A 20309-nucleotide genomic window follows, 5' to 3' on the forward strand; every position below is an offset into this window, starting at 1 on the left:
ATGCAGAAACATCCGTTGAAGATTGCCTCGGCCCTGATATTTCTGCCTTCCGCCGCATGGGCCGGAAATCCGTTCAGTGTCGGCATCAGCGAGGGCGGCGCGCCGTCCAATGGTTTTTTTCGCTGGATCATCGAGCAGCAGCTTTATTTCGAGCAAGGCCTCATCCGGGGCATACATGCCGTCGTCTCCAGTCCTTCCGCAGGGCTGACGCTGGCGCTTCTGAGCTTTGTCTATGGCGTGTTTCATGCGGCAGGTCCGGGCCACGGCAAGGCTGTGCTCGCTTCTTATATGATTGCCAATGAACAGGCGTTGCGCCGTGGCCTTGTGCTCTCGCTCATCGCTGCCGTGCTGCAGGGCTTTGTCGCCATCGCGCTGGTCGGCGTGCTGGCGCTGGTGCTGCATGTGACGGCCCAGACCATGAAGGGCGCGGCGCATGAGGTGGAACTGGCGAGCTTCGCCCTGATCGCGCTGCTTGGCGGCTGGCTGACGCTGCGCAAGGGGCGGGCCTTTCTGGCACTCTTCTCGCGCAGCGGCGCCCACGCGCATGGGCACGGCCATAATCACGGCCATGGTCACGCCCACGCCGCTCACGATCATCATGCGCATGGTCATGATGATCACCGCCATGGCGATCACAGCCATGACGATCACAGCCACGACGACCATGGCCTTGAATCTGGCCATGTGCACGACGAACATTGCGGCCATTATCACGCGCCCTCACCCCGGACGCTGGGCGCAGGCTTTTCGTGGAAAAGCGCGATTATGACTGTGCTTGCTGCTGGTTCCCGGCCATGTTCCGGGGCTATACTCGTGCTCGTCTTTGCACTGGCGCAGGGCATATTCTGGGCCGGAATACTGGCGACGCTGGCCATGTCGCTCGGCACGGCCATAACAACAGGCTCTCTGGCGGCTGTAGCCGTGCTCGGCAAGACAATCGCTGTGCGTCTGGCCGGATATGACAATGCGCGCACGGAATTTGTTGTCCGCGGCCTTGAATGTCTGGCTGCGGTCTTTGTTCTTGTGGTTGGTCTCGGTCTTTTTTTCGGTCTCATGTCGGAGATTTAGGCAATGATACTTGTCGGGATGCTGGATTCTCCGTTTGTGCGCCGCGTGGCCATTGAACTGAAGATCAACCGCATCGCTTTTGAACATCGTTCCATTTCGGTGTTTCGGCAGATGGATGAATTCGCGCGGATCAATCCGCTGCTCAAGGCGCCGAGCCTCATATGCGACGATGGCGAGGTTCTGTCGGATTCGTCGCTGATACTGGATTACATCTGGAATGTGGTTGCGCCCGGCAGGGGGCTGATGCCAGCAGGGCCGGCGCGCCAGCACGCATTGCGGCTTGTCGGTCTGGGCCTTGTGGCCGCTGAGAAGGCCGTCCAGTTTCAATATGAGTGCAAGAGGCCTGAGGAGTTCCGCTACCAGCCCTGGCTGGAGCGCGTCACCCGGCAGATGCATGACGCCTTCGCGCTGCTTGAGCCGGAAGTTGCCCGGGCCGCGCCCTGGTTGTTTGGCGAGCGCATAAGTCAGGCCGACATCAGCATTGCCACCGCATGGAAGTTTCAGGACTTCGCGCTCAAGGATGTTGTCCGTGCCGGGCAATATCCGCATCTTGAGGCATTCTCGGCCCGTGCCGAGGCGCTGCCCGAGTTTATGGCCACGCCGCTGGAGTGAGCCGCTTTTGATGCGCTGCGTTTTTTATTGGCAAAATAGCGCCTTGCCTCTAGTCAAGGCCGTGAAAAAGGTGTAGGCACACGGCTCAATTTGGCTGACCTTCGTCGTCGGCCGCATGGAGATTATTATGGCAGTTCCAAAGCGAAAGACATCCCCTTCGCGTCGCGGCATGCGCCGCTCGGCTGATGCGCTGAAGGCCCCGACCTATGTTGAGGACAAGGACTCCGGCGAATTGCGCCGTCCGCATCACGTCGACCTGAAGACCGGCATGTATCGTGGCCGTCAGGTGCTCAAGGTCAAGACCACCGAAGCTTAAATCGGGTGAGTTCTGTACTTCAAGGCCGGCGCATTGCCGGCCTTTTTGTTTGGTCGGGCAGTCTCAGGCGCGCGTGGCGACAAGCGCGCCGCCGACAATCGCCAGACAGGCAAAGCCAAGCGCCCAGCTGGCGCTGGCATAGCCCGTGAGCACCAGAATGAGCGTTGAAAGCACGGGCGCGGCATAGGACGCCACGCCAAGAAAGCGGATATCGCCGTTTTTGACGCCATAATCCCACGTGAAAAATGCCAGCCCGACCGGCCCCAGTCCAAGCGCGGCAATGGCGAGGGCCTGCGACAGGCTTTGCGGCCAGACGCTCGTCTCGAACAGGCCGTGGCACAGAGCGGCAAGAAGCGCGGTGGCCAGGCAAAAGCCCGTGACCGCCATGCTTGGCACGCCCCGGAGCGTCCGCGACAATACCGAATAGCTGGACCAGACAAAGGCGCAGGCCAGCGCAAGGCCATATCCGGGCAGATAGCGTGTTTTCAGTGCAAAGCCCTCGCCTCGCGCAAGTTGGGCGCCCGTCATCAGCACGAAAACGCCGATAAGGCCCAGAAATGCTCCGGCGACATGTTTCGTGCGCAACCTCTCGCCGGGCAGCAGAGCCGAGAAGAGCACGATCAGCAGCGGCCACAGATAGGCAATCAGCCCGGCTTCGGCGGGCGGCGCCAGACGCAGGGCCGAAAAATACAGCGCATGATAGCCGAAGAGTCCGAAAATGCCGATTGCCCAGACCTTCGGCGGCTGGCGGAGCGCAGCCAGTTCGCCGCGCAACAGCGCGAGCGCCAGCCCCGCGAGGCCGGAAATGGCGAAGGTCATGGCGGCCAGTTCAAACGGCGGGATGGCGCCCGTGGCGGCTGTGAACAGCGCCAGACAAGACCAGAGCAGAATGGCGATGCAGCCGATGAGGGTGGGCGCGGTGAGACTCATGATATTATAGCTTTGTTTTGCTGCTCACCCGCGCCGCGCAAGCGCCGCTCTCCCCTTCATCCTTCGGCAAGCCCGGGACGAGGGGGAAAGCGGACGCGCTGAAAAATCCCCCGGTCAGATTCAGCTCATCAGCTGGCCGCCGTTGGCCGAGAGGGTTGAGCCGGTGATGAAGCCTGCGTCATCGGAGGCAAGGAACACCACGCAGCGGGCGATCTCTTCCGGCTCGCCGAGGCGGCCCACCGGAATATGGGGCAGGATGGCCTTTTCAATCACGGCCGGATCGATGGCCTTCACCATATCCGTAGCAATATAGCCCGGACAGATGGCATTGACAGTGATGCCGGCGCGCGCGCCTTCCTGAGCCAGCGCCTTGACGAAGCCGATGTCGCCCGCCTTGGCCGCGGAATAATTCACCTGTCCCATCTGGCCCTTCTGTCCGTTGATCGAGGATATGCAGATCACGCGGCCAAATTTGCGGGCGCGCATGCCTTCCCAGACCGGGCGGGTCATGTTGAACAGAGAATTGAGATTGGTGTTGATCACCGCATACCATTGCTCAGGCGTCATTTTGTGGAACATGCCGTCCTTGGTGATCCCGGCATTGTTGACAAGCACATCGATCGGGCCGAGGTCCTTTTCAACCTGCGCCAGACCGGCAGCGCAGGCCTCATAGTTCGAGACGTCCCATTTATAGACCTGTACGCCGGTTTCCGCCTTGAAGGCGGCTGCGGCCTCATCATTGCCATGATAGGTGGCGGCGACTTTGTAGCCTGCCGCTTTCAGGGCCTTGGAAATGGCTGCGCCAATACCGCGCGTACCCCCGGTAACAATTGCAACTCGGCTCATTTTAAGCTCCTTATGGCTTCCTTGGGGGCGCGGTCTGCTGCCGCGCGCCCCTTCGTGGATTTTTTAGCGTTCAACCGTAAGGGCGATGCCCATGCCGCCGCCGATGCACAAGGTGGCGAGCGCCTTCTTGGCGTCGCGGCGCTGCATTTCATGCAGCAAGGTCACCAGAATGCGCGCGCCCGAGGCGCCGATCGGGTGGCCGATGGCTATGGCGCCGCCATTGACATTGACGATGGCCGGATCCCAGCCCATGTCCTTGTTCACGGCGATAGCCTGCGCGGCAAAGGCCTCGTTGGCTTCGACGAGGTCGAGATCCTTGACCTTCCAGCCGGACTTTTCCAGCGCCCGGCGCGAGGCCGGGATCGGGCCGGAGCCCATGACTGCCGGATCAACGCCCGCCGTCGCCCATGAGACAATGCGTGCCAGCGGCGTGAGGCCGCGCTTTCTGGCCTGTTCGGCGGTCATGACAACCAGCGCGGCCGCGCCGTCGTTGATGCCGGAGGCATTGCCGGCCGTCACCGTGCCGTCCTTGGAGAATGCAGGCCGGAGCTTGGCCAGTGCTTCGAGCGTGGTGCCGGGGCGGATGAACTCATCCTGATCGACGATAATGTCGCCCTTACGGCTCGACACGGTGAAGGGCACGATCTCGTCCCGGAACTTTCCGGCCTTCTGGGCGGCTTCCGCCTTGTTCTGCGAAGCGGTGGCGAAACGGTCCTGCTCGTCGCGGCTGATCTGCCATTTTGCCGCCACGTTCTCGGCAGTCGTGCCCATGTGATAACCATGGAAGGCATCGAACAGGCCGTCACGCAGCATGGTGTCGACGAATTTGAGGTCGCCCATCTTGGTGCCATTGCGCAAATGCGCCGAATGCTGCGACATGGACATGGATTCGATGCCGCCTGCGACCACGATATCGGCATCGCCATTGGCGATCTGCTGCATGCCCAGCGCCACGGCGCGCAGGCCCGAGCCGCACAACTGGTTGATGCCGAAAGCGGTTTTTTCCTGCGGTACTCCAGCCTTCATGGCGGCCTGACGCGCCGGGTTCTGGCCTTGTCCGGCCGAGAGGATCTGTCCCATGATCACTTCATCGACCTCGCCGGCCTCGATTTTGGCGCGGGCCAGTGCGGCAGTGATGGCTGCAGCGCCCAGATCATGGGCGGGCGTATTGGCGAAAGCGCCGTTGAACGAACCTACGGCGGTACGGGCAGCGCCAACAATAACTATTTCCTTGGACATCAGTCTCTCCTGAATGTTCGCCGGGGGCCAACCGGCATCAGATCCGACGGGACGGCGGGTTTAAACGGTCGATTGCCCTGCTCGTCACATTGGCTGTCGATCGTGTCGTGGTCAAGACTACCAAAGGGGGCAATAGTTCAAAATGTGGATTGCACCTTCGTCGCAGAGTTGAAACACCGTCTCCCGTGGCAATGTGATTTTGCGTCGCAAAAGGCATATGTTGACGCAGTGCGTCAATTATATAGAAATGGATGCACGTTTTGCGTAAGGATCAGGCGATGACAACCGAGAAGCCCCCCATCACAATAAAGAAATATGCCAACCGGCGTCTGTATAACACCGGAACCAGCGCCTATGTCACGCTTGAGGATCTGGCGCAGATGGTCAAGGTGGGCGAGGATTTTCAGGTTTTCGATGCCAAGACCGGAGAGGATATCACGCGCTCCGTTCTGGCGCAGATCATTTTCGAACAGGAAGCCAAGGACGGCCAGAGCATGCTGCCAGTGACATTCCTGCGCCAGCTCATACGTTTCTATGGCGATTCCATGCAGATGCTGGTGCCGAGCTACCTCGAGTTCTCTCTCGGGCGTCTGGCCAGCGAGCAGCAGAAGTTCCGGGATCAGATGAGCCAGACATTTGGCGTGCCCAATTTCGGAGTCAAAGCCATGACGCCGGAGGCTTTTGGCCCCATTGATGAAATGGCGCGTAAAAACATGGCCATGTTCTCGCAGGCGCTGAATATGTTCAATCCGTTCGGCAGCCTTGTCGCAAATGGCCAGCCTCCGGCTCAGGCGAGTTCTCCCGAACAGCCGCAGGCCGCAGGCGGCGCCGACGAACTCAGCCAGCTCAAGGCGCAGATGGCCGAAATGGCGGCTAAGCTTGAACGCCTGACGAAATAGCCGGTATCTGGCGCGCCGCAAGGTCCGTGCCGGTTTCAGGCGAGGTGGCCCTGCCGAAATAATAACCTTGCAGGTAATGCACCCCCCAGCCCGCCAGAAGGCGGGCGGTTTCTTCATCCTCGACCCATTCGGCCACGATGGGCACGCCGAGATATTTTGTCAGATCGACGAGAGCATGGACGAAGGTGCGGTCGTCTGCGGATTGCAGCATGTTTTTGACAAATGCGCCGTCGATCTTGATGAAATCGAAATTCAGGTGCCGCAGCCCGCGGAACGATGTGTGGCCTGAGCCAAAATCGTCCATGGCGACGCTGACGCCGATGGATTTCATTTCCTCGATGGCGCGCTGGGTGGATTCAAGATTGCCGATGGCGAGGGTCTCGGTAATTTCCACGATCAATTGCCTGGCAAGATGCGGTGTATCGGCAAGCGCCGATTTGAGACGCAGCGGCCATGCCGGATCGTGGGCGGTGGCGGCTGAGATGTTGAAGGCGAGGCGCGTGCCGGGATTGCGCTTCAGGTGTTCGACGGCCAGTTCGAGAATTGCCTGATCCAAAGTCTGGATCAGCCCCACCTGTTCGGCGAGCGGCAGGAATTTCTCCGGCAGCATGATCTGGCCGTCGGGTCGCTGGATGCGCACGAGCGCCTCGAAAAAGGCGATTTTTCCGGTTGCGGCATGAACCACCGGCTGAAACGCCAGCCTGACCTGATTGTGCTCTATGGCGTGGCTGATGTCCCGGGTGATCTGTGCCATGAGCAGGCGGGATTCCTGCCGCACCAGACTTTCCGAATAGGCCTTGAATTTCTGGCTGATATTGGCGCGGGTGAATTCGAGCGCTTCCTCGGCATTTTGCAGAATGGCGCGAGCGTTGCGTCCGTTGCGCGGCGCAACCGCGCCGCCGATACGAAGACATGTTTGGACCGGCCCAGCCGAAGTGCTCACCGGCTGGTGATTCAGCGCGTCGAGAAAGCGATGAGCGGCGATGATCATCTGTTCGCTGTCGCAGTTTTCGAGGACGAAACCGAATTTGTTGCCGGTGTAGCGGGCAATCAGATCCGAATCGCGCATCGTCGTCTTCAGTTGCCGTGCCGTGCCGGTAATGACTTCCTCGCCGATGCCATAGCCATAGGCGCGGTTTATGACCGCGAGATTGTCGATGGCGGCGAGAAGCACCGAAACGGGCTTCTGCTCGCGCAGGCTGCTCGCAAGCGTGGTTTCAAGGTGCTTGAACATGAAATTGCGGCTGTACGTGCCTGTGAGCAGGTCAAGCTGCGATTCCTGCAGGCTGAGAAGATGTTTCTGGTAGGATTCGGTTACTTCACGGATGACGCCGCGCGCCAGCCCCGGCTTGCCATCCGGCCCTGCGAACCAGATTCCGATATCCTCGACCCAGATCGTGCGCCCATCCTCTCCCATAATGGCATAATGCGTCTGGAAATCGACACCCTTGCCAAGATCCTGCCGGGTTGATGAGAAAATTATGTCATAGCGGGAGGATTTATTGTCGGGGCGCAGCAGGGCGGCAAAATCCAGCCCTGTCGATGTGCGGGCCGCCTGCGGCACAATTTCGGCGATATTGTCCGACCAGTTCAGCGCGTCTGTGGTGATGTTCCAAGCATATGACGCGCCTCTGATCGCCTGAAGTATTGCGTGACCATCCGGCGGACTGAACCGCTTGTCCGGATCGGCCGGCTGCGGGTTCATCATATCCTTTATGTCTATGCTCGTTAAAATTTTTGCTGATTGCCCATATTCAGGCTGGCTGCGACCGGCAATAACCTCGCTTATGCTTTTCTTTAGGATGGGTCTTGAACGTATATCTGTTGTTTTCAAGCTCACGATACTATCCTGAATTGCATTATACGCCGTATATGTGCGTTGTGTCTGCAATATTATTATCAGAATAGCTGTTAATACTCTGTTGCTTACCTGTACGTCACGGTTTCACGGCGTCCAGCCGGCGGGGGCAAGTTCGAAATGGGCAAATGAAAACCCCGGCGCGACCGTACAGCCAACCAGCGTCCATGCGCCAAGCGTGCGTGCCGACTGCCAGGCCATTGGCGGGACAACAGCTTGCGGGCGCTCGCCTTCGGGCAGATTGGCGCCAAGTCTGTGCGAGACCGTCTGGCTATTGTCGGCGACGGAAAGAAGCAGCGGCGCCCCGGCGTAATAGTGCCAGACTTCCGCCGAGTCTATGCGGTGCCAGGCGGAAATCTGCCCCGCGCGCAGCAGGAAATAGATAAGCGTGGATGCAGGGCGTACGCCCTGCGGGCCGGAGCTGTCGCAAAACGTCTGACGGTAATAGCCGCCCTCGGGGTGAGGCTCAAGCCGCAGGCAGGCGATGATTTCTTCCGCTGTGAGCTCCCGCGTCATGGTCAGCCGCGGTTCTTGCGTTCGCGCAATTCCGCGAAGACGGCGGCAGGGTCGGACCCGGCCATATTGACCGCTGCCTGAACGGCTGGTTCGTCGGCGCGCAGGAACGGATTTGTGACCAGTTCAAGAGCGATGGTGGTGGGCAATGTGGCTTTGCCCTCCTGGCGCATATCCTCGACCTCGGCAAAGCGGGCTTTCAACTGGCTGTTTCCCGGCTCTATTCCAACCGCGAATTTTGCATTGCCCAGCGTATATTCGTGGCCGCAATAGACCTGCGTTTCTCCCGGCAGGGCGGCCAGTTTCATCAGCGAGTTCCACATCACCGCCATAGGCGTCTCGAACACGCGCCCGCACCCCATGGCAAACAGCGTATCGCCGGCAAAAAGAAGGTTTTCCTCTTCAAAATGATAGCAGATATGTCCGGCGGTATGTCCCGGCGTTTCGATGATCCGCGCCATGCTCTGACCGATCCGGATGTCGTCGCCTTCCTTCAGACGGATGTCGATCGGCCCCGTCACCGCGGCAATGCGTTCAGCCTCAGCGGCGGGTGCCGCCACTTTCAGGCCGGGGCGGCTCTGGCGCAAGGGCGCAACGCCCTGCACATGGTCGGCATGATGGTGGGTCAGCCAGATGGCGTCGAGGCTCCAGCCCTTTTGCTTCAGTGCGGCCTCTATGGCATCGGCCTCCGGGGCGTCTATGCTGATGGTGGTGTTGCTGACAGCGTCATGCAGCAGGACGCCGAAATTGTCGCTCAGGCAATTGAACTGAAAAACATGAAGTGTCATGGCTATCCCGTATCTGGCTGAAAATGCAGCTCATGAAAATAATGCCGCCGCATGGATCATGCAGCGGCATTTTGATTAAACATTCCGATGTCGGGCCGCGCTCAGGCGGCTTCGATCATGTCCGGATCGCTCTCGCTGTCAGCATCGAGTTCGAGATCGCTGTCCGCATCAAGCTCCGCCTCGGCCTTGGACGGGCGGCGCGGGCCTTTCTGCAACTGGGTTTCGATCAGCTTGCTGGCTTCGAGATCGAGCAGTTTCTGTACGGCGGCAATCTCGCGGGCCATGCGGTCGAGCGCGGCTTCGTAGAGCTGGCGCTCGGAATAGGATTGCTCCGGCTGCACATCGCTGCGGTAAAGATCGCGCACCACCTCAGCGATGGCCACGAGATCGCCTGAATTGATCTTGGCTTCATATTCCTGCGCGCGGCGCGACCACATGGTGCGCTTGACGCGGGCGCGGCCCGACAGCGTGTTCATGGCGCGCTTGACGACATCGGCCTCGGCCAGCTTGCGCATGCCGACGCTGGCGACCTTGGGGGTGGGCACCTTGAGCGTCATCTTGTCCTTGGCGAAGGTGATGACGAAAAGCTCAAGCTTGAAGCCGGCCACTTCCTGTTCTTCGATTGCGACAATCTGACCGACGCCATGGGCCGGATAAACAACGAATTCATTGACCTTGAAACCTGCGCGCTGGCTGGCGGGCTTTGCCGGAGATTTTGCGGCCGGTGCTGCGGCTGGCGCAGCCCGGGACGAGGTGAGCTGCGGCGAACCGGCCGGAGCGCTGGAGCCTGCGGCGAGCTTGGGCTTTTGTGTTGTTGTTGCCATGGTTGCAGAAGTCTTTCCTGTCACGATTGTCCCGTCCATTATTCTAGAAGGCCAATATCTGAGCACTCGCCATTTGCGGCCGCGACACGCGCGCGTCCCAAATCGGGCGAAAATGAAAATCAATTACCAGTCTGGGCGACACCTTGATCTTGTCATTCTCTCTCATGCCTTTTCAGGCACCCATAAATCCGAGAATGCCCAGCATTCCGGTCGCCAAAAAGAACCTGCCGCGCGCGCCTCTGTGAAAAGAAGCCGCAACTTGCCAAGTCCGGGTCACATATTCACGTCATGCCGAGCCAATGAACCGCCTGATGACCGTCAAAAAATCTTGCTCCCTCAAGATGCTTAAAAATCGCATGAGAAAGCAAAAATCACTTCAGGCTGGGATCATTTTCGCAAACGCATGTCTGCTGAAAGTTGACGCAGAGAAACGTTTAACACAGTTTTATGAAAAAATCAAAGGAAAGCAGTCAAATGGCACAGTCCAGCTGCCATGCGTCCGCGGCATGGTTAACCAGCCGCGGCATCAGCATGTTCAGTCGCCTTTTCCGGGCTCGGGCGAGAAATAGGCCTCGAGCTTGCCGGGCTTGCCGTCAAATTCCTTTGCATCGGCAGGCGGATCGCGCTTGACGGTGATATTCGGCCAGACCTTTGCATAATCCGCGTTCAGCTTGAGCCAGGAATCGAGCCCCGGCTCGGTATCCGGTTTGATGGCTTCCGCCGGGCATTCAGGCTCGCACACGCCGCAATCGATGCATTCATCCGGGTGGATGACCAGCATGTTTTCACCTTCGTAAAAACAATCCACCGGGCACACCTCGACGCAATCCATATATTTGCACTTGATGCAATTATCGAGGACGACATAGGTCATAACGGTCTCCTTCGCCCGATCAATGCAAGGTTGAGGGGCAAGCTGCTTTAACAGCGGTGTGCTAAAGGCTTTAAAGCCGATATGCAAGAACTTGGTTGTCGCAGGCAGCGCTTTTCATGCCAAAAAGGCGCTTTGCTACAGAGGCAAGGCTCCGCCGTTCTTGATTTCCTCCATGACGGCGTAGGTATGTGTGGCGCGCACACCCGGCAAAGTCAGAATCACTTCGCCGAGAAAGCGGCGGTAATGAGCCATGTCCGGCACGCGCGTCTTGATGAGATAATCGAAGCCGCCGGCGACAAGATGGCATTCGAGAACTTCGGGTGCGCGGCGCACGGCGGCATCAAAACGCTCGAAAACGTCGGATGTGGTGCGATCCAGCGTCAGTTCAATGAAGACGAGCAGCGAAAGGCCAAGCTTGATCGGGTCGAGCTTGGCGCCGTAACCCGTAATGTAGCCCTCCCGCGTCAGGCGTTTCACGCGTTCCGTCGTCGCTGTGGGCGAGAGGCCGACGCGGTCGGCCAGTTCGACCGTGGCGATGCGGCCGTCGATCTGAAGAACACTCAGAATCTTTCGGTCCAGACGATCCAGATCCTGCGCGACCGGCATTGGCGCTTGCGATTGTTGATTAGTGACCGACACTAAAAATTCTCCTATTTTAGTGAAACCCACTATCTTATAGCATAATCTTCCTATGGTTCGTCTATAAAAATTCGAATATTGTGCATAAATTCACAATGGAGGGGCGGTCGATGGCACAGATGGGCTCAAACGGACAAATCATCCGGTTCCGGGCGGAATATGCCCCTGCGGATGAGGTTATCGCGGCGGCCCTGATGTCGCAAGTGCAGTTTCCGGCTGCGATCGAAGCACGGATCGATGCAGAAGCCACGCGGCTGATCGAGGCGATCCGCGCCCCGAAAAGCGGGCTTGGCGGCATCGAGGATTTTCTGCGCGAATATTCTCTCTCCACCAAGGAGGGGCTGGCGCTGATGGTGCTGGCCGAGGCCCTGCTGCGGGTGCCGGATGGCGGAACGGCAGATCAGCTCATCGAGGACAAGCTTTCGCAGGCGGACTGGAGCCAGCACGAGGCGCGCTCCGACGCAATGCTGGTGACGGCTTCGAGCTGGGCTCTGGGCCTGACGGCGCGTGTGATCCAGCCGGGCGAGACGCCGGAGGGCATTCTGGGCGGCCTTGCCAAGCGCCTCGGACTGCCCGCCGTGCGCGCGGCTACGCGGCAGGCGATGCGCCTCATGGGGTCGCATTTCGTCCTTGGCCAGAATATCGGCGAGGCACTTAAGCGGGCAGCCTCGAAGGAGGGCAAGCTCTACCGCTACTCGTTCGATATGCTGGGCGAGGGCGCGCGCACCGCCGCCGATGCCCGCCGCTATTACGAATCTTATGCAAAGGCGATTGAGGCTATCGGCGCGAGTGCCGGCAACAGGCCGCTGCCGGATCGTCCCGGCATTTCGGTGAAGCTCTCGGCGCTGCATCCGCGCTATGAAGCGGTGAGCCGGGAGCGCGTGATGGCGGAACTCGTGCCGCTGGTCATCGAGCTTGCGGCTCTGGCCAAATCGCATGATCTCAATTTCACCATTGATGCCGAGGAAGCCGACCGGCTCGAACTTTCCCTCGATGTCATCGCCGCCGTGGCGCGCGATGAGCGCCTCGCAGGATGGGACGGCTTTGGCCTTGCCATACAGGCCTACCAGAAGCGCGCAACCCATGTGATCGACTTCATTTCCGCGCTGGCAGCCGAACTTGACCGCAAATTCATGGTGCGTCTGGTGAAGGGCGCTTATTGGGACACGGAAATCAAGCGGGCGCAGGAGCGCGGCCTTGCCGATTATCCGGTTTTTTCCCGCAAGGCGATGACCGATCTCAACTATCTTGTCTGCGCGCGCAAGATGCTGCTGGCCCGCCCGCGCATCTATCCGCAGTTTGCCACGCATAACGCGCTGTCCGTCGCCACGATTCTGGAAATGGCGGGCGGGCCGGAAGGTTTCGAGTTCCAGCGCCTGCATGGCATGGGCGAGGATCTGTATCGTGCATTGTTGGCTTCACATCCCGGTATTGCCTGCCGCACCTATGCGCCGGTCGGCGAGCATGAGGATCTGCTGGCCTATCTGGTGCGCCGCTTGCTTGAAAATGGCGCCAATTCCAGTTTTGTCTCGGTTGCGGCAGACCCTAATGTACCGATCCGGGATCTTTTGAAGCGTCCGCAGGACATTGTCGGTTCGGCGGCTCAGGCGCGCAATGCGCATATTCCGATGCCCGCCCAGCTCTATGGCGCAGCGCGGCGCAATTCGGCCGGTGTCGAATTTGGCGATGAAGCCGCGCTTGCAGACCTGCTGGCCGAAGTGCATGCCGCTATCGTGCCGGATGCCGCAGCCAGCCTTATCGATGGACGCAAGGCCGGGGGCGAGATGCGCGCCCTGCGCTCGCCCATAGACGGACTGGCCTTTGGCTCCGTGCGCGAGGCGCAGTCCGATCTTGTCGCGGCAGCCATGGCCGCGGCCAGAGCGGGGTTCAGGTCCTGGGCAGCGACGCCAGTGGCAGACCGCGCCGCCGCGCTGGATCGCGCTGCCAGCCAGCTGGAGGCGCAGCGTGGCCTGTTTCTGAAACTGCTTCAGGTCGAGGCGGGCAAGACGCTGGACGATGCCGTGGCCGAATTGCGCGAGGCTGTCGATTTCTGCCGCTATTATGCGGCGCAGGCGCGTCAGGGCTTTGGCGAGGCCGAAGTCATGCCGGGGCCGACCGGCGAGACCAACCGGCTCGTTCATCGCGGGCGTGGTGTCTTTGTCTGCATAAGTCCGTGGAATTTCCCGCTGGCGATCTTTCTCGGACAGGTCAGCGCGGCGCTGGTTGCCGGCAACAGCGTCGTTGCCAAACCGGCTGAACAGACGCCGATGATTGCGATGAAAGCCGTCGAACTGCTGCATGCCAGCGGCGTGCCGGTCAGCGCGCTGCAGCTTGTCGTCGGCGGCAGGGGCGTCGGCGGCGCATTGGTGGCGCACAAGGATGTCGGCGGTGTGGCGTTTACCGGCTCCACCGCCACCGCATGGGCGATCAACCGCGCGCTGGCGGCAAAGGATGGGCCGATCGTACCGCTGATCGCGGAAACGGGCGGCATGAACGCGATGATCGTCGATGCCACGGCTCTGCCGGAGCAGGTGGCCGATGATGTGGTGCTTTCGGCTTTTCGCTCGGCCGGGCAGCGCTGCTCGGCGCTGCGCCTGCTCTGCGTGCAGGAGGATGTCGCCGACAAGATGATCGAGATGATCGCGGGCGCGGCCCGCGAACTGAAGATTGGCGATCCGCGCGAAATCAGTACGCATATCGGGCCGGTCATTGACCAGACGGCGCTGGACCGCCTCACTGCGCATGTAGCCGATATCCGCACAAGGGCGCGGGAAATCCGCATAGGCGAAGCGCCCGCGTCAGGCGGCACATTCCTTGCGCCGCATATTTTCGAGCTGAAGGCCGTCTCGGACCTCAAGGCCGAAATCTTCGGGCCGATCCTGCATGTCGTGCGGTTCAGGGCAGGGCAGCTCGATGCCGTCTGCGATGCGATTGAGGCGACCGGCTACGGACTGACGCTGGGCGTGCATTCGCGGATTGACGCCACGATCGAGCGTGTGGTGGCAAGGCTTGGCGTCGGCAATGTTTATGTCAACCGCAACATGATCGGCGCCGTGGTCGGCACCCAGCCTTTCGGCGGTTCCGGCCTCTCAGGCACAGGCCCGAAGGCTGGCGGGCCGAATTATCTGAAGCGCTTTGCCTCCGAACAGGTTGTGTCGGTCAATGTGGCGGCGGCGGGCGGCAATGCCTGCCTCATGACTTTGGCGGAGTGAGCGGCGGCTGGACGAAGCGGCTGCGCGACAGCTTTGCGCCGGGAACGGCGGCGGTGCCAAGGTGGGGCACCGCCACGCGCGCCGGCTTGCGGTTGAGGATTGGCCGGTAAAGCTGCTTGCTGGCCTCAACCACATGAACGCCTGCAAATGGCAGGGACAGGCTGCGGCCGATCTTCTCGAACATGCGCGCCGAGCGCAGCAGAATGTGCCGCTCGAACGGCGGCAGGTAGAGCGCCTCGCTCCAGTGCACCGGCGAAAACAGCGCCTCGCGCAGCAGATTGCGCAACTGGCCGCGTGAGAACGGCTGGCCCTGACCGAAGGGCGTGCCTTCGGAACGCGCCCAGAGCCCGGAACGGCTCGGCGCGATGACGAGCATGCGCCCGCCCGGCGTCAGGATGCGCCAGATCTCATCCAGAAGGCTGCCGGGATGATCCGCCATTTCGAGACTGTGCACGAGCAGCACGCGGTCTATGGAGGAATCAGGCAGGGGCAGGGCATCCGGGTCGACCAGCGCGGTCGAGGAAAGTCCTTCCGGCCAGTTCACCACGCCTTGCGCTGCTGACATGAAGGCGAGCGTACGCAGTGCCTGCGGCCGCAGACCTTCAAGATAGGGCGGCGCATAGCCAAGGCCAAGCACGCTGAGGCCGACGCAGGACGACCAGCGGCTCTGGATTGTTTCTGAAAGAATCAGCCGTGCGCTTCGTCCAAGGGCTGTGTCGTAGAAGCTGCCCAGATCAACGATATCAAATGCCATGGCGTCAGTATGGCAGTTTCCGCCCGAGCGTCAATTTCCGGTCTCGACAAAGCCGACGAAGGGCAGTTGCCGGTAGGAATGCGCCACATCCATGCCATAGCCGACAACAAAGAGATCAGGGCACTGGAAGCCGACATATTCGGCCTCGACCTGAACAGCGCGGTGGCCCGGCTTTTCAAGCAGCACGCACAGGCGCACGCTTTTTGCGCCTCTGGCGATCAGCAGATCCTTGGCGAAGGCAAGGGTGCGTCCCGATTCGAGGATATCGTCGACAAGCAGCACGTCGCGGCCCTGAACCGGCGAGTCAATATCTTTCAGGATATTGGGACGCCCGGTGGAGACGGTGCCGGTGCCATAGGATGAAATGTGGATGAATTCGGCCTGCGGCTCCATGCCGATATTATGCATGGCGCGCAAGAGATCCGCCGCAAACATGAACGAGCCTTTGAGCACCGCGATCACCAGAAGATCCTGCATCTGTGCATCCTTGATCTGCCGGGCCATTGCGTCGATGCGCGCGGCGATTTCCGGCGCGCTGATCAGTTCCTTCACATTTCTTTCCCTGCTCATGTTCTGGTTCACTCCGGCGGACAATCCGGCCTGTCTAGCGCAGAACGGCGCGTCATGCATCGATAAAATGCGTTATCCTCACCGGTTGATTGGGCCGGCAACCGACAAGCGCGAAACAATTTTGCCCCATTGGCCTGTCAATATGGTTAAGCTGCGGTTAAGCATTTTATGGCGAATGTAGCGGGCGAAAAGGATGGGCAAAGCCTGATGGACGTGGTGCGTTTTGAAAATGTCGGCTTGCGCTATGGCCTTGGGCCAGAGGTGCTGCGCGACATCAGTTTTGGCATCGCGCCGCGCAGTTTCCAGTTTCTCACCGGACCCTCGGGCGCGGGCAAGACCACGCTGATGCGCCTGATGCTGCTGTCGCTCAAACCGACCCGCGGCCTCGTGACCCTGTTCGGACAGGACGCCAACCAGCTTGACAAACACATGATCACCGCCATGCGGCGGCGGATCGGCGTCGTGTTTCAGGATTTCCGCCTGCTCGATCATCTTTCCACTTACGAGAATGTCGCTCTGCCGCTGCGCGTGCAGGGGCGTGACGAGAGTTCCTATCGCGCCGAAGTGACGGAACTGCTGCATTGGGTGGGGCTGGGCGAGCGCATTCACGCCTTTCCGCCTGTGCTCTCGGGCGGAGAAAAGCAGCGCGCCGCCATAGCCCGGGCGCTTATCGTGCGGCCCGAGCTGCTTCTGGCGGATGAGCCGACCGGCAATGTCGATCCCTCGCTGGCGCGGCGGCTGCTGCGGCTTTTCGTCGAATTGCAGAAATCGGGTACGGCAGTCGTGATCGCGACCCATGATCTGGGGCTGATGGATATGTTCGAGGGCGCGCACCGGCTGGTGCTGGGCGACGGGCGGATGCACATCTATGAATGAAACTCATCTTGCCGAAGCAGAAAACTGGGAGCCGATGCCGCTGGTGCCGGGCGCCTCCATCGCCGGACGCGCTCTGGTGATTGTCATTGCCATCATGACCTTTCTTGCGGCGCTCACTGCCGGGGGTGCCATATTGGTTTCTCGTGCCTCGCAGGACTGGCGCGGCACCGTCTCGCGCGAAATGACCATTCAGGTGCGCCAGATTGCCGGACATGATGTTGACGCCGCTGCCGCAAGGGCCGGCGAAATTGCCAGACACATCCCCGGCATTGCCGAAGTAAAGGTCTATACAAAAGCCGAATCCGAGCAACTGCTGGAGCCCTGGCTCGGCGCGGGGCTTGATCTGAGCCAGTTGCCGGTGCCGCGCCTTGTGGTGCTGCGCCTTTCGCGTGACGGCGTGCGCCCGGATGTCGATGCCTTGCGCAAGGCGCTGGTCAGCGAAGTTCCGGGTTCCAGCCTTGACGATCATGCCATGTGGCTGGACAGGCTGGTGGTGATGGCCAATTCAGTGGTTATTGTCGCGCTGCTGATCTTTGCGCTTGTCGTGGTGGCCATGGTGCTGGCCGTGGCCTTTGCCACGCGCGGCGCAATGGCCGGCAACCGCGAGATCATCGATGTGCTGCATATGGTCGGGGCGGCGGACTCGTTCATCGCCGATCAGTTTCAGCGTCATTTCATATTGCTTGGCCTCAAGGGCGGTCTGATGGGCTCTGTTGCCGGGGCTCTTGCCTTTCTGGGCGCTGGCGCACTGGCATCGCTGTGGGTGGCCACGCCGGGCGGCGATCAGGTGCGTTCGCTTTTCGGTTCGTTTTCGCTGGGGCTGCCGGGCTATGGGGCTGTGCTGATGATCGGTCTTGCGCTGGCCCTTGTGACGGGGCTGATGTCGCGGCTAGTCGTGTTCCGGCACCTGCACGGCCTGAGCTAGGCGGAGAGCGTCATGCTGAAGCAAATGATCCGTCGGCTGATCTGGGCAATCGTGCTGCTGTCAGCGGCGGCGTTCGCGGCCGGGTTCATCGGCTTCATGCGTGCCACCCGCGAGTTCGAGAGCATGGCGCTGCAGCGTTTTGCCGTAACCGATGGCGTGGTGGTGTTCACGGGCGGTCAGGACAGAGTGAGTGAAGGCATTAATGTGCTGGCCAGCGGGCGCGCCAAAAGGTTGCTGATTTCGGGCATGAACCCGAATACGTCCAGCGCCGATCTCGCCCATGAACTGGCTAAATTCCGCAATTTCAGCGAGTGCTGCATCGATCTGGGCTATGAGGCGCAGAACACTATCGGCAATGCCGAAGAAACACGCAACTGGATGCGGGCGCATCATTTTGTTTCGCTGACAGTTGTCACATCCTCCTATCACATGCTGCGGGCGCTGGCTGAATTGCAGCATGCGCTGCCCGGCACCGAGCTTGTGCCGCATGTGGTGATGGATGTGGCGCGCGGCCGGGGGGAGCCCGTCTCGGCCGATAATCTGCGGCTGTATTTTGTGGAATATGTCAAATATTTGGTTGCTCATCTGCGATTCATGCTTGTGCCGGCGGAGGGATTGTCGTCCAACGGAGCAAGCAGGGCCGTGTTTCTCGCTCCCGGGGGAGGAGCAGACTGTGCCTTGCCGCATGATGCCTTCTGCCGGCAGGACTTTGCATGATAATCGTCCGTTCAATTCTGTTTAACATTGCCTTTTATCTCAATCTTTTCGCGCTGCTCATTCTCGGTTTGCCGGGTCTGCTGCGGGGCCGTGCCAGCGCCATCGGTCAGGCGCGGCGCTGGGGCGTCTCGTCCATCTGGCTCATGGAGAAAATCTGCGGCATCCATGTCGAGTTCCGCGGTCTTGAACATCTGCCTGCAGGTGCCTGCATCGTGGCGTCAAAACATCAGTCGGCCTTCGAGACCTTCGCCCTGATGACCCACTGCCCCGATTTCAGCTATGCGCTGAAGAAGGAACTTCAGCATCTGCCTCTGTTCGGCTGGTATATCCGCGCCGCGCAGCAGATCGTGGTGGACCGGCAGAAGGGCGGCTCCGTGATGCCGCAACTGCAGCGTGCGGCGGCGCAGGCTTTCTCCGAGGGACGCCAGCTCATCATTTTCCCGGAAGGGACGCGCCGTCCCGTCGGCGCGCCGCCTGCCTACAAATATGGCGTGGCGCAGATTTACGGCGCGAGCAACGTGCCCTGCGTGCCTGTGGCGCTCAATGCCGGCCTGTTCTGGCCGCGGCGCTCGTTCCTGCGCCGGCCCGGCAAGCTGGTCGTCGAATTCCTGCCGGCCATCGCACCGGGCATGGAGCGGCGCGCCTTTTTTGCGACCTTGCAGGACCGTATCGAATCGGCCACCGACAGGCTGGTGGAGGAGGCCATCAAGGCCGATCCGAGCCTCGCCAGGGTGCGGCGACGCATGTCCGGCAAGGCGGGGGCTTAGACAGCGGCGCGGAACAGGGCAGCTTGACGATCTGGCATTTTTGTTCTAGTTTTGTTCCATACAACAGAATCAGATGGATGGTCGCGATGCTCTATGCCGCAAGTATGTCCCGGGCTTTTCCGCCATGTCCGCGTGCCGCGTCCAGCCTGAGTCTCAGCGCGCTCACGGATGGTCTGGCGCGCAGTTTTCAGGCCTGGCGCGGGCATTCGGGCCGGCGCTACGTCTGTTCGGTCTTTCCGGCCGGCGACGCCAGCGCCATGGACACGCTGCAAGCCTATGCCCATGCGGTTGTTCTGGCTGTGCGGCGCGACGAGGCCGGTTCTGCCTGTCTGGTTGCTGCCGGCGACAGCGGCGCCCTGCCAGAGCTTTTCTGGCTCGGCGGCGCGATGACACAGATCGCCCGCGAGAACATATCCGAATTTCATATTCATCTGATGGCCGAGACACAGGCCGCACGCGAGGCCGTGATCGCGGATCTTGTGGCCGCACAGCAAAATTGACGCATTCCGGCGCGGGCGGCTTTTGTGCCTATTCCGCCATGCGGCGCACCAGCCATTCGAGCGTGTGGTCGCGGATATCCATCTGGACGAGGTGCTCATATGTGGCACGCACATAATCCGGGTTGGCGCCGGATTGGCCCACCCCGTGCCGCACCAGCCGCAACTGATCCTCCGGCGGCAGGCGGCCGGCATATTGCGGATGAGCGCGGTCGGCGACATAGGCCAGCGCGCTGATGGCGCGGCCATCGGACAGGCGGGCCTTTAGCCGCGTTTCCCGATAGACCATGGTCACCTGTTCGCGCGCCCGCAGATAGGCCACCACGTCGCCATGTTCTGCCGCTGCCACCTCATAGGCCAGTCCGCGGCATAAGCCGCCCCTGTCCAGCCCGAGCACAAGGCCCGGCGCCTCGCGTGTGCCGCGGTGGAAATGAGAATAGATGCAGAGAGAGCGATGATAGCCATGTATCGTCGCCGGATGCGCCGATAAAAAGGCAAAACCGGGGTTCCATATGAGGGAACCATAGGCAAAGACCCAGAGCGAGCCGGTTTCACGCGTGTCGGAGGCTGACGCCATGAGGGTTC

The 20309-nt window shown here is 60.7% G+C and carries 22 protein-coding genes; 10 read left to right on the forward strand and 12 right to left on the reverse strand.

Features of this window, described 5'->3' with window-relative positions; all coding sequences use genetic code 11:
* The 3 genes from AC0N03_RS10590 (at position 1) to rpmF (ending at position 1996) form a co-directional block, all read left to right on the forward strand.
* On the forward strand, positions 1-1068 hold the full coding sequence (locus AC0N03_RS10590) for a nickel/cobalt transporter (protein WP_474288701.1): 1068 nt from the start codon (positions 1-3) through the stop codon (positions 1066-1068).
* Positions 1069-1071: 3 nt separating this feature from the next.
* A complete protein-coding gene (locus tag AC0N03_RS10595) occupies positions 1072-1680 on the forward strand; it encodes a glutathione S-transferase (RefSeq protein WP_474288702.1) in 609 nt (202 codons plus the stop codon).
* 127 nt (positions 1681-1807) lie between these two features.
* Positions 1808-1996, forward strand: coding sequence for a 50S ribosomal protein L32 (rpmF, locus tag AC0N03_RS10600; RefSeq protein WP_474288703.1), 189 nt, complete (start codon positions 1808-1810; stop codon positions 1994-1996).
* A 63-nt stretch (positions 1997-2059) separates the two neighbouring features.
* On the opposite strand, the gene yddG is transcribed toward rpmF, so the two are convergent.
* From yddG to AC0N03_RS10615, 3 genes are all read right to left on the reverse strand, one after another.
* Positions 2060-2926 carry an aromatic amino acid exporter YddG gene (gene yddG, locus AC0N03_RS10605; RefSeq protein WP_474288704.1) on the reverse strand — a complete coding sequence of 289 codons (867 nt, stop codon included), beginning with the start codon at positions 2924-2926 and terminating at the stop codon, positions 2060-2062.
* A 120-nt stretch (positions 2927-3046) separates the two neighbouring features.
* On the reverse strand, positions 3047-3772 hold the full coding sequence (gene phbB / locus AC0N03_RS10610; RefSeq protein WP_474288705.1) for an acetoacetyl-CoA reductase: 726 nt from the start codon (positions 3770-3772) through the stop codon (positions 3047-3049).
* Positions 3773-3835: 63 nt separating this feature from the next.
* The gene (locus tag AC0N03_RS10615; RefSeq protein ID WP_474288706.1) at positions 3836-5011 is read right to left on the reverse strand and encodes an acetyl-CoA C-acetyltransferase; all 1176 of its coding nucleotides are present in this window, start codon (positions 5009-5011) and stop codon (positions 3836-3838) included.
* A gap of 278 nt (positions 5012-5289) precedes the next feature.
* On the opposite strand from AC0N03_RS10615, the gene phaR reads away from it, so the two are divergent.
* Positions 5290-5910: a polyhydroxyalkanoate synthesis repressor PhaR gene (gene phaR / locus AC0N03_RS10620; protein WP_474288707.1), complete on the forward strand. Its 621-nt coding sequence runs from the start codon at positions 5290-5292 to the stop codon at positions 5908-5910.
* Here the strand turns inward: phaR and AC0N03_RS10625 are convergent.
* From AC0N03_RS10625 to AC0N03_RS10650, 6 genes are all read right to left on the reverse strand, one after another.
* The gene (locus tag AC0N03_RS10625) at positions 5885-7615 is read right to left on the reverse strand and encodes a putative bifunctional diguanylate cyclase/phosphodiesterase (RefSeq protein WP_474288708.1); all 1731 of its coding nucleotides are present in this window, start codon (positions 7613-7615) and stop codon (positions 5885-5887) included. The two genes, phaR and AC0N03_RS10625, sit on opposite strands and share 26 nt — an antisense overlap.
* 240 nt (positions 7616-7855) lie before the next feature.
* On the reverse strand, positions 7856-8284 hold the full coding sequence (locus AC0N03_RS10630) for a cupin domain-containing protein (protein ID WP_474288709.1): 429 nt from the start codon (positions 8282-8284) through the stop codon (positions 7856-7858).
* A 2-nt stretch (positions 8285-8286) separates the two neighbouring features.
* Positions 8287-9069 carry a hydroxyacylglutathione hydrolase gene (gene gloB / locus AC0N03_RS10635; protein ID WP_474288710.1) on the reverse strand — a complete coding sequence of 261 codons (783 nt, stop codon included), beginning with the start codon at positions 9067-9069 and terminating at the stop codon, positions 8287-8289.
* 101 nt (positions 9070-9170) lie between these two features.
* Entirely contained in the window at positions 9171-9893 is a 723-nt protein-coding gene (locus AC0N03_RS10640) for a CarD family transcriptional regulator (protein ID WP_474288711.1), read from the reverse strand.
* A 535-nt stretch (positions 9894-10428) separates the two neighbouring features.
* Entirely contained in the window at positions 10429-10767 is a 339-nt protein-coding gene (gene fdxA, locus AC0N03_RS10645; RefSeq protein ID WP_474288712.1) for a ferredoxin FdxA, read from the reverse strand.
* A gap of 135 nt (positions 10768-10902) precedes the next feature.
* Positions 10903-11373 (reverse strand): Lrp/AsnC ligand binding domain-containing protein, encoded by a 471-nt coding sequence (locus AC0N03_RS10650; RefSeq protein ID WP_474288746.1) that lies wholly within the window; start codon positions 11371-11373, stop codon positions 10903-10905.
* A 152-nt stretch (positions 11374-11525) separates the two neighbouring features.
* Between AC0N03_RS10650 and putA the strand changes: the two genes are divergently transcribed.
* Entirely contained in the window at positions 11526-14618 is a 3093-nt protein-coding gene (gene putA / locus AC0N03_RS10655; protein ID WP_474288747.1) for a bifunctional proline dehydrogenase/L-glutamate gamma-semialdehyde dehydrogenase PutA, read from the forward strand.
* On the opposite strand, the gene AC0N03_RS10660 is transcribed toward putA, so the two are convergent.
* Complete coding sequence (locus AC0N03_RS10660; protein ID WP_474288713.1) at positions 14599-15372, reverse strand: class I SAM-dependent methyltransferase; 774 nt, start codon at positions 15370-15372, stop codon at positions 14599-14601. The genes putA and AC0N03_RS10660 overlap by 20 nt on opposite strands.
* Positions 15373-15402: 30 nt before the next feature.
* Complete coding sequence (gene hpt, locus AC0N03_RS10665; RefSeq protein ID WP_474288714.1) at positions 15403-15942, reverse strand: hypoxanthine phosphoribosyltransferase; 540 nt, start codon at positions 15940-15942, stop codon at positions 15403-15405.
* 168 nt (positions 15943-16110) lie between these two features.
* Between hpt and ftsE the strand changes: the two genes are divergently transcribed.
* The 5 genes from ftsE (at position 16111) to AC0N03_RS10690 (ending at position 19727) form a co-directional block, all read left to right on the forward strand.
* Positions 16111-16818 carry a cell division ATP-binding protein FtsE gene (gene ftsE / locus AC0N03_RS10670; protein WP_474288716.1) on the forward strand — a complete coding sequence of 236 codons (708 nt, stop codon included), beginning with the start codon at positions 16111-16113 and terminating at the stop codon, positions 16816-16818.
* A complete protein-coding gene (locus AC0N03_RS10675) occupies positions 16811-17743 on the forward strand; it encodes a cell division protein FtsX (protein WP_474288717.1) in 933 nt (310 codons plus the stop codon). The genes ftsE and AC0N03_RS10675 overlap by 8 nt, the downstream gene beginning before the upstream one ends.
* Positions 17744-17755: 12 nt before the next feature.
* The gene (locus tag AC0N03_RS10680; RefSeq protein WP_474288718.1) at positions 17756-18460 is read left to right on the forward strand and encodes a YdcF family protein; all 705 of its coding nucleotides are present in this window, start codon (positions 17756-17758) and stop codon (positions 18458-18460) included.
* Positions 18457-19227 carry a lysophospholipid acyltransferase family protein gene (locus AC0N03_RS10685; protein ID WP_474288719.1) on the forward strand — a complete coding sequence of 257 codons (771 nt, stop codon included), beginning with the start codon at positions 18457-18459 and terminating at the stop codon, positions 19225-19227. Before AC0N03_RS10680 ends, AC0N03_RS10685 begins: the two co-directional genes overlap by 4 nt.
* Positions 19228-19304: 77 nt before the next feature.
* Positions 19305-19727: a hypothetical protein gene (locus tag AC0N03_RS10690; protein WP_474288720.1), complete on the forward strand. Its 423-nt coding sequence runs from the start codon at positions 19305-19307 to the stop codon at positions 19725-19727.
* A gap of 28 nt (positions 19728-19755) precedes the next feature.
* Here AC0N03_RS10690 and AC0N03_RS10695 read toward each other — a convergent pair whose 3' ends face one another.
* A complete protein-coding gene (locus tag AC0N03_RS10695) occupies positions 19756-20301 on the reverse strand; it encodes a gamma-glutamylcyclotransferase (RefSeq protein WP_474288721.1) in 546 nt (181 codons plus the stop codon).
* Positions 20302-20309: the final 8 nt, after the last annotated feature.

This window comes from Methylocystis sp. sgz306128, assembly GCF_056032725.1.